Raw genomic sequence first — 12,773 nt, 5'->3', positions numbered from 1 at the left:
CTTACTTTCATAGAACCAACCATTACTCTGATCGCGTGGCAGCACCGTGGACGCCGGGCCGGCTCGGCGACTTGACCGGCAAACGGGTGATCGTGACCGGCGCGACCAACGGCGTCGGCCTGGGCACCACGCGCGCCCTGGCCAGGGCCGGCGCCCACGTGATCCTGGCCGTGCGCAACACCGAACTCGGCGCGCAACGCGCGGAAGAGGTCGGCGGCTCGACGTCGGTGGTCGAGCTCGACCTGGCCGACCTGTCCTCGGTGCGTGCGTTCCCCGACCGGATCGACGGGGACGTCGACATCCTGGTCAACAACGCCGGCACCCTGACCGACCACCGCACCGAGACCGCCGACGGATTCGAGACGACGCTGGCCACCAACCTGATCGGACCGTTCGCCCTGACCAACCTGCTGTTGCCGCGGGTGCGCTCGCAGATCATCAACGTCGGCTCCGACGCGCACCGAGCGGCGACGCTGCGGCTCGACGACCTGCAGCTGCGCCGCGGCTGGACGAGGCTGGGCGCCTATGCGCAGTCCAAGCTCGCGGTCATGCTGTGGGGACTGGAGCTGGACCGCCGGCTGCGCGCCGCCGGATCGCCGGTCGTCACCCAGCTCACCCATCCGGGCTGGGTGGCCTCGAACCTGTCGCACCTGTCGGACTCGCCGCTGATGGCGCTGGCGCACCGCACGGTCAAGGCCGTGGCCGACCGGTTGGGCAACGACATCGACGCGGGGGCGGCGCCCACCCTGTACTGCATCAGCGAGCCGGTGCCGCCGGGCAGCTACGTCGGGGTCAGCGGCCGGTTCGGCCTGCGCGGCGGCCCCGTCCTGATCGGCCGCTCGGTGCTCGCCTGCGACTACGACGCGGCCGCCCGCCTGGTGGGCTTCGCCGAAAAAGCAACCGGCACAACGTTGGAGGTCTAGCCATGGGTGAATCCGACCGGCAACTCGCGAACGCCGTCGCCGTCGTCACCGGCGCGGGGCGTGGCCAGGGACGCAGCCACGCGGTGGCGCTCGCCGGGCAGGGCGCCGACATCATCGCCGTGGACCTGTGCGCCGACATCGACGCGATCCCCTACCCGCTGGCCACCAAAGCCGATCTCGACGAGACGGTGCGGCTGGTCCGGGCCGCGGGCGGCAGGGCGGTGCCCGTCGTCGCCGACGTCCGCGACCTCGAGCAGCTGGAGGCCGGGGTGCGGTCCGGTGTCGACGAACTCGGCGAGATCGACATCGTGATCGCCAATGCCGGCGTGGTGGCGATCGGCGACACCCGGACCCGCGCCGAACCGGTCTTCGACGCGATCGTCGACACCAACCTCAAGGGCGTGTGGAACACGCTGGCGGCCACGGTGCCGTCGATTGTCCGCAAGGGCCGCGGCGGGTCGGTCGTGCTGATCAGCTCGTCGCAGGGCCTGACCGGGCGGGGCGGGGACGGCAGCGCCGCCATGTTCGCCTACGCCGCGTCCAAGCACGGCGTGGTCGGGCTCATGCGCTCGGCGGCCAATGCGTATGCGCCGCACAAGATCCGGGTCAACTCGGTGCATCCGGGCGGCGTCGCGACTCCGATGATCCTCAACGATTTCGTCGTCCGGCAGATGACGGAGAACCCGAATCCCGCGCTCTCCCAGACCCTGCTGCCCGACGCGTCGCTGGTCGAGCCGCAGGACGTCACCGACGCGGTGCTGTGGCTGGTCGGTCCCCGGGCGCGCTACGTGACGGGCGTGTCGATACCCGTCGACGCGGGCCACGTCGTCATGTAGCCGCCGCCGGTCCCGGACGGCTCACTAGAACGTGTTACAGTTTGCCGATCGCGGCCGTCGGTACGGGCACCCCGGCATCGCGTCGAGGAGGCCACGCATGAATTGCGCCGTCGGCGAGCGTGTTTGGCCGCGTCGATGAGCGCGATGACGAAGTCGCGGTCGCTGGCCGTCGTCGGCGTCGCCTACGCCGTCGCCGTCGCGGTCGCCGCCGCCTGGCTGGCCTGGGGTCCGACGACGGGCAGGCTGTGGTCGGACACGCTCGTGGCCGACATCCTGGCCACGTTGGTGGTGTTCGCCTTCAGTCGCGGATGCCGCAACTCGAGCTGCTACGACGCCTATTGGAGCGTCATCCCGCCGCTGCTGACGTTCTACTGGTGGAGCCAGGCCGGGACGCATCACCTGCGCTGCTGGCTCGTCGCGGCGCTCGTCCTGGTGTGGGCGGTGCGGCTGACCGCCAACTGGGTCTACGGATTCCCGGGACTGCACCACGAGGACTGGCGTTACCACATGTTCCGGCAGCGGGCCGGAAAGTGGGAATTCGGCGTCGATCTGATCGCCATCCACCTCATCCCGACCCTGCAGGTCTTCGCGGGCATGCTGCCGGTCTACGTCTGCGTGACGCGCCGAGGCGGTGACCTCGGATGGCTCACGGCGGTCGCGTTCGCGGTCGGTGTCGCGGCGGTGGCCTTCGAGTCCGTCGCCGATGTGCAGCTGCACCGGTTCGTGCGCAGCCGCCGGCCCGGCGATGTGATGGACCGAGGGCTGTGGCGGTGGTCGCGGCACCCGAACTACTTCGGCGAGTTCGCCTTCTGGGTCGCCCTGGCGCTGTTCGGCGTCGCGGCCGCGCCGGCGGACGCGTGGTGGCTGTTCGGCGGTGCGCTGGCGATGCTGGCGATGTTCCTGGGCGCGAGCATCCCGATGATGGAACAGCGCAGCCTGCAACGCCGGCCGGACTACCAGCGCGTCATCGACCGGGTGTCGCGATTCGTGCCCATGCCGCCGCACCGGGCGGCGACATGAAACGCCGGCGCGTCGTGATCGCCGGCCTGGGCGACGTCGGTGTGCTGACCGCGATCCGCCTCTCCCGCCACGCCGAGGTCACTGGGATCTCGGTCAAACCCGGCCTGGTCAGCGGTCAGGAACTCGGTGTCCGGCTCTCCCGCCCCGCCGACTGGGCCCGCGACTACTGGATCCCGTTCGACCGGTTCCGCCGTCTGGAATCGGTGCGGACGATTCAGGCCGCGCTGACCGGAGTTGACCTGGCGGCCCGCACGGTCGCGGGCCGGCGCGAGGATGGCACGCCGATCGCCGTGGAGTACGACGCGCTGGTCATCTCCACCGGGGTGACCAACGGCTTCTGGCGCCGGCCCACGCTGCAGTCGGCCGCCGAGATCGAAGCGGACCTGCGCGCCGCGCACGCCCGGCTGGCGGCCGCCGGGTCGGTGATCGTCGTCGGCGGCGGCGTGGCCGCGGTCAGCAGCGCCGCCAACATGGCAACCACGTGGCCCGGCAAACGCATCGACCTCTACTTTCCCGGCGAGCGGGCCCTGCCCGCCTACCACCCCCGAACCTGGCGCCGCATCCAGGGCCGGCTGACCGACCTCGGCGTCGGCCTGCATCCCGGACACCGCGCGGAGGTGCCCGACGGGTTCGCCGGCGACGAGATCAGCGCCGAACCGGTCCGGTGGAGCACCGGGCAACCTCCGGCTTGCGCCGCCGCGGTGCTATGGGCGATCGGGCGGGTGCGGCCCAACACCGGCTGGCTGCCGCCCGAACTGCTCGACGCGTACGGCTTCGTGCGCGTGACGCCGGAACTGCGGGTGCCCGGTCAGCGGGGTGTCTTCGCCGTCGGCGACGTGGCGGCCACCGACCCGCTGCGCAGCTCGGCCCGCAACCGCGGGGACGCGCTGGTGGCCCACAACGTCCGCGCCGAATTCGCGGGCCGGCGGCTGCGCGGCTACCGGGCGCCGGGCCGGCGGTGGGGCTCGCTGCTGGGGATCCAGCCCGACGGACTGGAGGTGTTCCTGCCGAGCGGGCAGGCCTTCCGGTTGCCGCCGTGGTCGGTGGAACGGGTGGTGATGCCGGGGTTCGTCCGGTGGGGCATGTACCGCGGGATCCGCGCGAACGACCCGCTCATCTAGGCGTCGCGGCTCACCATTTCCCGGCGAGCAGACGCAAAGGTCCCCTGTTTGCGGCGTGTCGCGGCGCCTTTGCGTCTGCTCGGCCCCGGGGTGGGGTACGGCTACCATCGCGTCAAGGCGAGTCGGGTCGGATCGGAGCGGGGGAAGCGGCGGTGAGCGAGCCTGGGGTTGATGCGTTCGAGAAGCTGGTGGCGCGGCTGAACTACCCGATGTTCGTCGTCACCACGGAAGCCGACGGTGTGTCGGCCGGCTGCCTGGTGGGCTTCGCCAGCCAGACCAGCATCCATCCGCCGCGCTTCCTGGTGGGCCTGTCCAAGCGCAACCACACGTTCCGGGTGGCCGGCGGAGCCACCCACCTGGCGGTCCACGTGTTCGACAGGGAGCACCTCGGCGTCGTCGAACTTTTCGGCGGGCAGACCGGCGACGAGATCGACAAGTTCGACCGCTGCTCCTGGCACCGCGGCCCCGCGGACCTGCCCATCCTCGACGATGCGGCCGCCTGGTTCGCCGGCCAGATCCTGGACCGATTCACCCTGGGTGACCACGTCGGGCATCTGCTGGAGCCGGTGGACGGCAGCGCGCCACACCACCTGGAGCATTGGGTGTCCTACGGCGACGTCCGGGACCTGCAGCCGGGCCACGAGGCCTGACCGGTGGGCTCTCCTCGGGTGGGCGCCGTCGGCGGCATCACCGAACTGGCCGCTTACTACGCCGAGCCCCCCGAGGGCGTGCGCGTCAACATGATCTTCAGCGCCGACGGCGCCGCCGCCTTCGGCGGCCGCGCGGGCCCGCTGTCGTGTCCGACCGACCAGCAGCTGCTGACGACCCTGCGCGGCTTCGCCGACGTGGTGCTCGTCGGCGCCGGCACCGCGCGCGCCGAGAACTACGGCCCGGTGCGGCTCTCCGAGGCGCAGCGCGCCGGCCGACACGCCGAAGGGCGCCCGGAACCGCCACCGATCGCCGTGATCAGCCGCAGCGGTGACCTGCCGTCCCGGCTGTTCGACGAGCCCGACCGGCCGCCGATCCTGCTCACCTGCGCACAGGCGGTGGCCCGGCTCCGCGACGACCGGCACTGGCGGATGTTTGTGGCCGGCGAGGACTCCGTGGACGTGACGCGGGCCCTGGACCTGCTGCGCGAACACGGCATGCGCCGCGTCCTGTGCGAGGGCGGACCCACGCTGCTCGACGAGCTGGTGGACGCCGACGCCGTCGCCGAGATCTGCGTGACCCTGGCCCCCAGCCTCGCCGCCAGCCAGCCGGTGGGCCGGCGGCTGCCGTCGCGGCTGCCCGCGCCCGTCACGATGCGGCTCGAACACGCCTTGGTGTGCGACGAGTACCTCTACCTGAAGTACCGCCGCTGACCTCGCCGGGCAATCGCTCGGCATGCAACCGGCGAATCCGCTTCCTATGATGAGAAGGTCCGGGCGGAGCTTGCATCGCATCACCTGCGCGACAGCGTCTTGAGTCCATCGCCGTTCACATTCTCCGAGTTCGCAGAGGAGGACCGCCGGCCAGGTGAGCAGTGCACACGACGACAACGACTACCGCAATCTGGCGGTGAACCGGCTGCGGCCCGGCGAGTTGCAGTGGGCCCTGAACCACGATGCCGTGCACGGGATCGCCTACGCGTTCCGGCATCCCATCGCCGTCGCCCAATCCAGCGACGATCCCGCCGACGACAGGAAGACCTACCTGGTGCGCGTCAGGCGCGACGACCTGGCCAGCGCGCTGGACAAGATCAACGACTGGATCGCCGCAAACCCGGGCACCGCCGGGATCCAGGCGTACGGATTCGTCAGGGCGCTGTCCCGGGAGGGGCGCAGCGAACGCGCGGCCGGCGACGAGGAGCACCGCTAGAGGATGTAGAGCATCTCCTGATAGGTCGGCAGCGGCCACAAATCGTCGGCCACGACGCCTTCCAGCGTGTCGGCGGCACCGCGCACCGCCTCCATCGCCGGCAGCAGCGCCCGCTGGGCATGGTTGGCCTCGTCGAGCGCCGAGGCCCCCCGGTGGTCCGACAACGCGGCCTTCAGCGTCGCCAGCGCCGCCTCGAGGTCGGCCAGCGGTCCCGAAACCGCCTGCAGTGCGGCCATACTCGGCTCCAAGCCGGCGGCCTTCAGGGTCGCGACGTTGTGCGCGAGCTCGGTCTGGTAGCGGATCGCCGCGGGCAGGATGACCGTCGTTGCGATCTCGAGCGTGAGCCTGGCCTCGACCGCGATGGTCAGCGCGTACTGCTCCAGGCGCACCTCGTAGCGGCTGTGCAACTCGCGCTCGCTGAACACCCCGTACTTCGCGAACACTTCGACCGCTTCCGGCTTGATCAGCTCCGGGATGGCGTCCAGCGTGGTCTTGAGGTTCGGCAGCCCCCGTTCGGCGGCCTCGATCTGCCAGTTCTCCGAATAGCCGTCCCCGTTGAACACCACCGCACCGTGGTCGGTGATGATCTCGGTGAGCAGCTTCTGCACCGCCGTGTCGAAGTTCTCGCCGTCCTGGACGGCCTTCTCCAGGATCGTGGCCACGTAGTCGAACGAGTCCGCCATGATCGTGTTCAGGACGATCATCGGCACGGCAACCGTCTGCCCCGAGCCCGGCGCCCGGAACTCGAACCGATTCCCGGTGAACGCGAACGGGCTGGTGCGGTTGCGGTCGCCCGGATCGGTCGGCAGCGGAGGCAGCGTGTCGACACCGATGATCATGGTGCCCTTGCCCTTCGACGAGGTGGCCGCCCCCTTCGCGATCTGCTCGAACACGTCGGCGAGCTGTTCCCCGAGGAAGACCGAGATGATCGCGGGCGGTGCCTCGTTGGCGCCCAGTCTGTGGTCGTTGGTGGCCGAGGCGACCGAGACGCGCAGCAGGCCGGCGAACTTGTGCACGGCACGGATCACCGCCGCGCAGAACACCAGGAACTGGGCGTTGTCGTGGGGGGTGTCGCCGGGCACCAGCAACGAGCCCAGCTCGGCGTTGCCGACCGAGAAGTTGACGTGCTTGCCCGACCCGTTGACTCCGGCGAACGGCTTCTCGTGGAACAGGCACTCCATGCCGTGCTTTTTGGCCAGCGTCTTGAACACCGTCATCAGCAGCTGCTGGTGGTCGGAGGCCAGGTTGGCCCGCTCGAACATCGGCGCCACCTCGAACTGGCCGGGCGCCACCTCGTTGTGTCGGGTCTTGGCGGGAATCCCGAGTTTGAACAGTTCCCGCTCGGTGTCCATCATGAAGCCCAGGACGCGCTCGGGGATCGCACCGAAATAGTGGTCGTCGAACTCCTGCCCTTTGGGTGGTTTGGCGCCGAACACGGTGCGGCCGGCGTTGACCAGATCCGGGCGGGCCAAAAAGAAGTGGCGGTCCACCAGGAAGTACTCCTGTTCGGGGCCGCAGAATGACACCACCTTGTCGGGGTCGGAGTGGCCGAACAACTTCAGGATGCGCTCGGCGTGCGCGCCCATGGCCTGCTGGCTGCGCAGCAGCGGCGTCTTGTAGTCCAGTGCCTCTCCGGTCATCGAGACGAACACGGTCGGGATGCACAGCGTGTTGCCGTTGGGGTTCTCCAGGATGTAGGCGGGGCTGGTCACGTCCCAGCCGGTGTAGCCGCGCGCCTCGAACGTGCTGCGCAGCCCGCCCGAGGGGAAGCTGGAGGCGTCGGGCTCGCCCTGGATCAGGGTCTTGCCGGCGAATTCCGCCATCGTCTGCCCGTCCGAGACGGGTTCTAAGAAGCTGTCGTGCTTCTCGGCGGTCAGGCCGGTCATCGGGTAGAAGACGTGGGCGTAGTGGGTGGCGCCCCGCTCCAGGGCCCAGTCCTTCATCGCGACCGCGACCGCGTCGGCGACGGCGGTGTCGAGCCTGGCGCCTTTGTCGATGGTCGCCACCACGGACTTGTACACCGATTTGGGCAACCGGGCCTGCATCTCGGCCTTGGTGAAGACGTTGCTGCCGAACATCCCGCCCGGGGTCTCACCGGGGACGAAGCTGACCGCGGGGGGCACGTATGCCTCGACGTTGTTGATCGCCTGCAGTCGGACGGAGTTGCCGCTCAAAAAAGTTCCAATCGTTGAGGGTCCGCGCTGCTCCGGTGCGGAAGGTGGACCGATTCACCTTAGGAACTTTCGATGGCAAACGTGTTACGCCGCTGTCAACGGCACGTCCGCAAACGTTTCCACCGTGCGTCGAGCGCTGCCCGGGACCCCCTACGACACCAGATGCGCGCTGCCGTCGCGCAGGTCGTCGCGCCGCAGTCCCATCGGGGTGACGGCGGGAACGTCGCCGGCGGCGACCACCATGCGGGTGATCGGTGTGAGCGCCCGGAACAGCGCCTCGACCTCGCCGTCGTCGAGCGCCTCGAGCGCCGACAGGGACAGCGTGTCCGTCGCCGCCTCGACGCGGCCCTTCAGGTCACGGCCGGCGTCGGTGAGCGCCCCGTCGCCGTCGAGCAGGCCCCGCTCGGCCAGCGCCTGCTCGTGGTGACGCCACGCCGCCTCGTCGTAGTCGCGGGTGCGGGCGATCACCTCGCGCGGGATCCGCCCGGCCGCGGCGTGGAGCACGTTGGACTCGCGCCCGGAGACACCGGCGGCGCCCAACACCGCCACGTGCGCGTCGCCGCGCTGCTCGCGCAGCAACGTCGTGGCGTGCCACAACGCGGCCAGCGGATCCTCCGGCCAGGGCAGGGCCCGGTTCGCGGCGAACAGCGGCCGCCCGTCCAGCGGCGCCCGCCGCGCCGCTTTGCCGGCCAATTCCGCGGCCACCGTGACATTTTCGTCCGCGCTCAGCCCGTAGCGCCGCAGCGCCGCCAGCGCGGATTCCTCGCGTGCGCGCAGCGCGGCCTCCGGGCCGGCGATCTCCCAGGCCGCGGGCAGGGCCTTGGCGACCCGCTCGGGGGCGAAGTTGTAGAAGATCGCGGCCACCACCTCCGGGGGCACCGTGCCCAGTGGCGCCGAACGGGCGGCGAAGTAGCCCATCCAGAAGCCCCGGTAACCCAGCCCGTCCAGCGCCGCCCGCGCCTCGGGCGCGAAGTACGTCACCGCGTGCACCGGCTCGAAACGGTCGAAGAAGCGTCGCGCCAATTCCGGTTCCCTGCGCATGGCCGCAGTCAATCAGACGCGCCGCCCCGGCGAATCGGCGCGTCCCCCTGCGTGACCGGTCGTCAGTCGCCGCCGGGAGAGGCAGTCGCCATGGTCGAGGGCCGCGCGATGCCGACATTGACGAGATGTGCCGACGCCCGGCCTGGCGGCGTTCAGCGGTCCGCCGTTCCGCCTTCGTCCTCGGCGTCGGCCACGGTCAACGGCATGGCCAGGTCTTCCAGTGACCGTTGCTCGGCCGCGACGCCGAGCCACAGTTCGACCAGGCCACCGATCGCCATCACCGCCGCCCCGATGAGGAACGACCACATCACCTGCGCGCGTTGTCCGGAATTGATCAGCTGGCCGAACAGCAAAGGCCCGCTGATGCCGCCGATAGCCGTGCCCATCGCATAGAAGAAGGCGATCGCCAGCGCCCTGGTCTCCATCGGGAAGATCTCGCTGACCGTCAGGTAGGCCGCGCTCGCGCCCGCCGACGCCAGGAAAAACGCCGCCGCGAGCACCGCGATAAAGGTCCAGACGCCGCCGGTCCGGGTCACGAACAGCACCGCGAGGACAACCACGACGACCGCGGAACCGAGGTAGGACATGGTGATCATCGGTTTGCGGCCCACGGAGTCGAACAGGTGCCCCAGCAACAGGGGGCCGAGAAAGTTGCTCAGCGCCCACAGGACGAAGAACAGCGGCACCGTTCCGGAGGGGACCCCGTAGAACCCGCTCAACAGGGTCCCCAGGTTGAACGTGACGCCGTTGTAGAGGAACGCCTGCCCGATGAACAGCGCCAACCCGAGGACCGCGCGCCCGGGATACAGCGTGAAAGCCACCTTGGCGATCTCGACGAACGAGATCGCCTTGCGCTGGCGCACTTTCAGCGGCCGCCCTTCGGGCTCGGGCAGCGGTTCACCCGTTTCCCGCCGCACGTCCGCCTCGATGTCGCCGACGATCCGCTCGGCTTCCTGCGCGCGCCCGTGGATGAACAGCCAGCGCGGGCTTTCGGGGACGTTGCGCCGGACCAGCAGGACGAAGATGCCGAAGATCGCGCCGATGCCGAAGGCGAGCCGCCAGCCCACGTCGACCGGGAAGTGGGCGGTGTTCAGAAGAACCAGCGCCCCGGCCGCTCCCGCGGCCGACCCGACCCAGTAGGTGCCGTTGATCACCAGGTCCACGCGGCCGCGCACCCGCGCGGGGATCAGCTCGTCGATCGCGGAGTTGATCGCGGCGTATTCGCCGCCGATGCCGGCGCCGGTGAAGAAGCGCGTGACGAAGAAATACCAGGGCGCGAACGCGAATGCGGTCGCCACGGTGGAGATCAGGTAGAGCACCAGGGTCAGCATGAACAGGTTGCGCCGCCCGAAGCGGTCGGTCAGGTGACCGAAGAACAACGCGCCCACGCAGGCCCCGGTGATGTAGATCGCGGCCGCCACCCCGATCTGTGCGGGGTCGAGCGCAATGCCGCTGCCCTTCTCCGTGAGCCGGGCCGAGACGTTGCCGACCATGGTGACCTCGAGCCCGTCGAGCACCCAGACACCGCCCAGGCCCAGCACGACGCGCCAGTGGAACCGCGACCACGGCAGCCGGTCGAGGCGCGCCGGCACCTGGGTCGAGATCGTCCCGATCTGCGTGCCTGTGCTCATCGTTGCTCCGTTCTGGGTCCGACACGGGTGGGCCGCCCGCCGGCCGCCGCAAACGCAGGGTTCCCAAGTTACTGACCCCGCATCCCTGCGACGGCCTGCGGGGCACGCCGGGACGGTTCGGCGGGACGGACGTCGTGGTTTCGGCTAGCGTTTACCTGCCGCCGTGCTCGACGCCGAGCCCTCCGCACGCGCGTCGAGAGGGAGCCCATGACCCGTACCAGGGCAATCACCGCGACGTGGTCCACGATCGCCGCGATCCCGTTTGCGGCGCTGCTCTGCGCGGCCCCGGCCGCGGCGGATCAGAGCGACGACGCGTTCGTCGCGGCGCTGCAAAAGCGCGGGATCGTCTTTTCGAGCGACAGCGCCGCGGTCGCGGCGGCCCGCAACGTGTGCGCGGGCCTCGACAAAGGCCAGACGCCCGCGGGCCTGACGTTGTCCCTCGCGAAGACGACGGTGCTGTCGGCTCGTGACGCGGGCTACTTCATCGGCGCTTCGGTGGCCTCCTACTGCCCGGAGCACAGGAGCGACGCCGGAATCTCGGTGCCCCCGCCCGGCGGGTGAATCGAGCGGCCGGGTCACAGGTCACGCAGCCTCGCCTCCTCGAGATCGAGGCTGCGCTCGATGGCGCGCAACACCGTCGCGCTGATGCGGCCCTGACGCCGCAACCCCACGACCATCGCCCGCTCCGCGGCGAGCATCCCCAGGCGCAGGCCGCGGTACTTGTCGGCCTCACCGTGCGGCGCCGCCGTGACCGGGTCGGGCGCCTTGAGCCGTCGCACCCGGGACGTGTACAGGCTGCGCAGCGACGCGACCGCCGCGTCGGACTCGTCACGCGCCTCGGGCTGATCGCCGAGCCAGTCGAGCGCGGCGGTGGCCGCCTCCACCCGGGCTTTCCGCTCCTGGTCGCGCCAATTCTCCCGGTCCACCCCGAGCCTGCGGAGCAGCAGCGGCAGGCTCATGCCCTGCACGACAAGTGTCACCACGACGACCGATGCCGCGACCACGATCACCAGATCGCGATGTGGGAACGGCGAACCGTCGTCGAGTTGTAAGGGTATGGCCAGCGCCGCGGCCAACGAGACGCCACCGCGCATGCCGGCCCAGCCGATCACGGCCTGCTCCCGCCGGCGACGAGGGCTGCTCGAGGCACGCCGGATCTGGGTCGTCGCCGGTCGCAGCAACAGCATCCAGACCAGCCGCGATCCCACGACGACGGCCAGCACCCCCGCGACGACGGTCAGCAGCGTCGAGGTGGGCACACCGGGGACGCGGTGAACCACACGGACCAGCTGCATCCCGACCATCGTGAACAGCGCACCGTTCAGCAGGAACACCAGCACGTCCAAGAACGCGAATGCCTGCAGCCGCGCCCGGGGCGCGTAGATCCACCCGGAACGGGCGCCGACGTAGACCCCGGCGACGACGGTCGCCAAAACCCCCGACAAACCGGCCGCCTGCGCGAGCACATAGGTCAGGTAGGGCGTGGCAAGCGACAGGGTGATCTCCGGCAATGCCTGATCGAGCCTGCGGCGCAGGCCGACCACGATCCAGGCGATCGCCAGGCCCAGCGCCGCGCCGCCCAGCGGCGCGATGAGCAACGTCTCCGCGATCCGTGCCGGCCGCACCACGCCCGCCACCGCGGCGGCGACGGCCCCGACGTAGAGCACCAGCGCGGTGCCGTCGTTGATGAGCCCTTCGCCCTCGACGATGGTCACCAACCGTTCGGGTGCGTTCAGCCGCCGGAAGATCGACGTGGCCGCGACCGTGTCGGTCGGCGCCACGACCGCTCCGGCCACCGCAGCGACGGCGATCGGCACCCCCGCGACACCGACCATCACCGCCATCACTCCCGCCATGGTGACCAGGACCAGCCCCACGGCCAGCAGGCCGATTTGGCCGGCATTGGCACGCAGGTCTTCGGGGGCGATGAAGTATGCGGCGAAGTAGACCAGAGGGGGCAGGAACACGTAGAACACGACCGAGGGCGCCAGCTCCGGCGCCGGCGTCCACGGCGAGACGCTCAGCAGCGCCCCCAGTCCGACCAGCACCACCGGGTAGGGCACCCCGGACCGCTCGGCCAGCCACCCCGCCAACGCGATGGCCAGCGGCAGGCACAGCAACAGGAACGTCATTTGCGACGTCATCGGATCACCCGCGGACCGGCGGTGTT

The 12,773-nt window shown here is 70.4% G+C and carries 12 protein-coding genes; 8 read left to right on the top strand and 4 right to left on the bottom strand.

Annotated elements, in window-relative coordinates; all coding sequences use genetic code 11:
- Window positions 1-35: 35 nt before the first annotated feature.
- The 7 genes from FPZ47_RS08485 (at window position 36) to FPZ47_RS08455 (ending at window position 5,757) form a co-directional block, all read left to right on the top strand.
- Complete coding sequence (locus FPZ47_RS08485) at window positions 36-923, top strand: SDR family NAD(P)-dependent oxidoreductase (protein ID WP_144950628.1); 888 nt, start codon at window positions 36-38, stop codon at window positions 921-923.
- Window positions 924-925: 2 nt separating this feature from the next.
- On the top strand, window positions 926-1,759 hold the full coding sequence (locus FPZ47_RS08480; RefSeq protein WP_144950626.1) for a mycofactocin-coupled SDR family oxidoreductase: 834 nt from the start codon (window positions 926-928) through the stop codon (window positions 1,757-1,759).
- Window positions 1,760-1,903: 144 nt separating this feature from the next.
- A complete protein-coding gene (locus tag FPZ47_RS08475) occupies window positions 1,904-2,779 on the top strand; it encodes a DUF1295 domain-containing protein (protein ID WP_246133351.1) in 876 nt (291 codons plus the stop codon).
- A complete protein-coding gene (locus FPZ47_RS08470) occupies window positions 2,776-3,900 on the top strand; it encodes an FAD-dependent oxidoreductase (RefSeq protein WP_144950623.1) in 1,125 nt (374 codons plus the stop codon). Before FPZ47_RS08475 ends, FPZ47_RS08470 begins: the two co-directional genes overlap by 4 nt.
- 152 nt (window positions 3,901-4,052) lie before the next feature.
- Window positions 4,053-4,550: a flavin reductase family protein gene (locus FPZ47_RS08465; RefSeq protein ID WP_144950621.1), complete on the top strand. Its 498-nt coding sequence runs from the start codon at window positions 4,053-4,055 to the stop codon at window positions 4,548-4,550.
- A gap of 3 nt (window positions 4,551-4,553) precedes the next feature.
- On the top strand, window positions 4,554-5,261 hold the full coding sequence (locus FPZ47_RS08460) for a pyrimidine reductase family protein (protein ID WP_144950619.1): 708 nt from the start codon (window positions 4,554-4,556) through the stop codon (window positions 5,259-5,261).
- A 154-nt stretch (window positions 5,262-5,415) separates the two neighbouring features.
- The gene (locus FPZ47_RS08455) at window positions 5,416-5,757 is read left to right on the top strand and encodes a hypothetical protein (protein ID WP_144950617.1); all 342 of its coding nucleotides are present in this window, start codon (window positions 5,416-5,418) and stop codon (window positions 5,755-5,757) included.
- On the opposite strand, the gene FPZ47_RS08450 is transcribed toward FPZ47_RS08455, so the two are convergent.
- The 3 genes from FPZ47_RS08450 to FPZ47_RS08440 all read right to left on the bottom strand — a co-directional run bounded on the left by FPZ47_RS08450 (window position 5,754) and on the right by FPZ47_RS08440 (window position 10,603).
- Window positions 5,754-7,931: a glutamine synthetase III family protein gene (locus FPZ47_RS08450; RefSeq protein ID WP_144950615.1), complete on the bottom strand. Its 2,178-nt coding sequence runs from the start codon at window positions 7,929-7,931 to the stop codon at window positions 5,754-5,756. The genes FPZ47_RS08455 and FPZ47_RS08450 overlap by 4 nt on opposite strands.
- A gap of 150 nt (window positions 7,932-8,081) precedes the next feature.
- Window positions 8,082-8,972, bottom strand: coding sequence for an SCO6745 family protein (locus FPZ47_RS08445; RefSeq protein WP_144950613.1), 891 nt, complete (start codon window positions 8,970-8,972; stop codon window positions 8,082-8,084).
- Window positions 8,973-9,124: 152 nt separating this feature from the next.
- Window positions 9,125-10,603, bottom strand: a complete 1,479-nt coding sequence (locus FPZ47_RS08440) for an MFS transporter (protein WP_144950611.1) — start codon at window positions 10,601-10,603, stop codon at window positions 9,125-9,127.
- Between the two features lie 207 nt (window positions 10,604-10,810).
- Between FPZ47_RS08440 and FPZ47_RS08435 the strand changes: the two genes are divergently transcribed.
- Complete coding sequence (locus FPZ47_RS08435; RefSeq protein ID WP_144950609.1) at window positions 10,811-11,164, top strand: DUF732 domain-containing protein; 354 nt, start codon at window positions 10,811-10,813, stop codon at window positions 11,162-11,164.
- A 14-nt stretch (window positions 11,165-11,178) separates the two neighbouring features.
- On the opposite strand, the gene FPZ47_RS08430 is transcribed toward FPZ47_RS08435, so the two are convergent.
- Window positions 11,179-12,747: a Na+/H+ antiporter gene (locus FPZ47_RS08430; protein WP_144950607.1), complete on the bottom strand. Its 1,569-nt coding sequence runs from the start codon at window positions 12,745-12,747 to the stop codon at window positions 11,179-11,181.
- Between the last annotated feature and the right edge of the window lie 26 nt (window positions 12,748-12,773).

It is taken from the genome of Mycobacterium helveticum (assembly GCF_007714205.1).
GTDB classification, from domain to species: Bacteria; Actinomycetota; Actinomycetes; order Mycobacteriales; family Mycobacteriaceae; genus Mycobacterium; species Mycobacterium helveticum.
This window is presented reverse-complemented; position numbering and strand designations above follow the sequence as displayed.

Coding starts and splice junctions, on each gene's coding strand:
- FPZ47_RS08480 (WP_144950626.1), top strand. CDS start 926: ATGGGTGAATCCGACCGGCAACTCGCGAACGCCGTCGCCGTCGTCACC.
- FPZ47_RS08475 (WP_246133351.1), top strand. CDS start 1,904: ATGACGAAGTCGCGGTCGCTGGCCGTCGTCGGCGTCGCCTACGCCGTC.
- FPZ47_RS08470 (WP_144950623.1), top strand. CDS start 2,776: ATGAAACGCCGGCGCGTCGTGATCGCCGGCCTGGGCGACGTCGGTGTG.
- FPZ47_RS08445 (WP_144950613.1), bottom strand. CDS start 8,972: ATGCGCAGGGAACCGGAATTGGCGCGACGCTTCTTCGACCGTTTCGAG.
- FPZ47_RS08440 (WP_144950611.1), bottom strand. CDS start 10,603: ATGAGCACAGGCACGCAGATCGGGACGATCTCGACCCAGGTGCCGGCG.
- FPZ47_RS08435 (WP_144950609.1), top strand. CDS start 10,811: ATGACCCGTACCAGGGCAATCACCGCGACGTGGTCCACGATCGCCGCG.
- FPZ47_RS08430 (WP_144950607.1), bottom strand. CDS start 12,747: ATGACGTCGCAAATGACGTTCCTGTTGCTGTGCCTGCCGCTGGCCATC.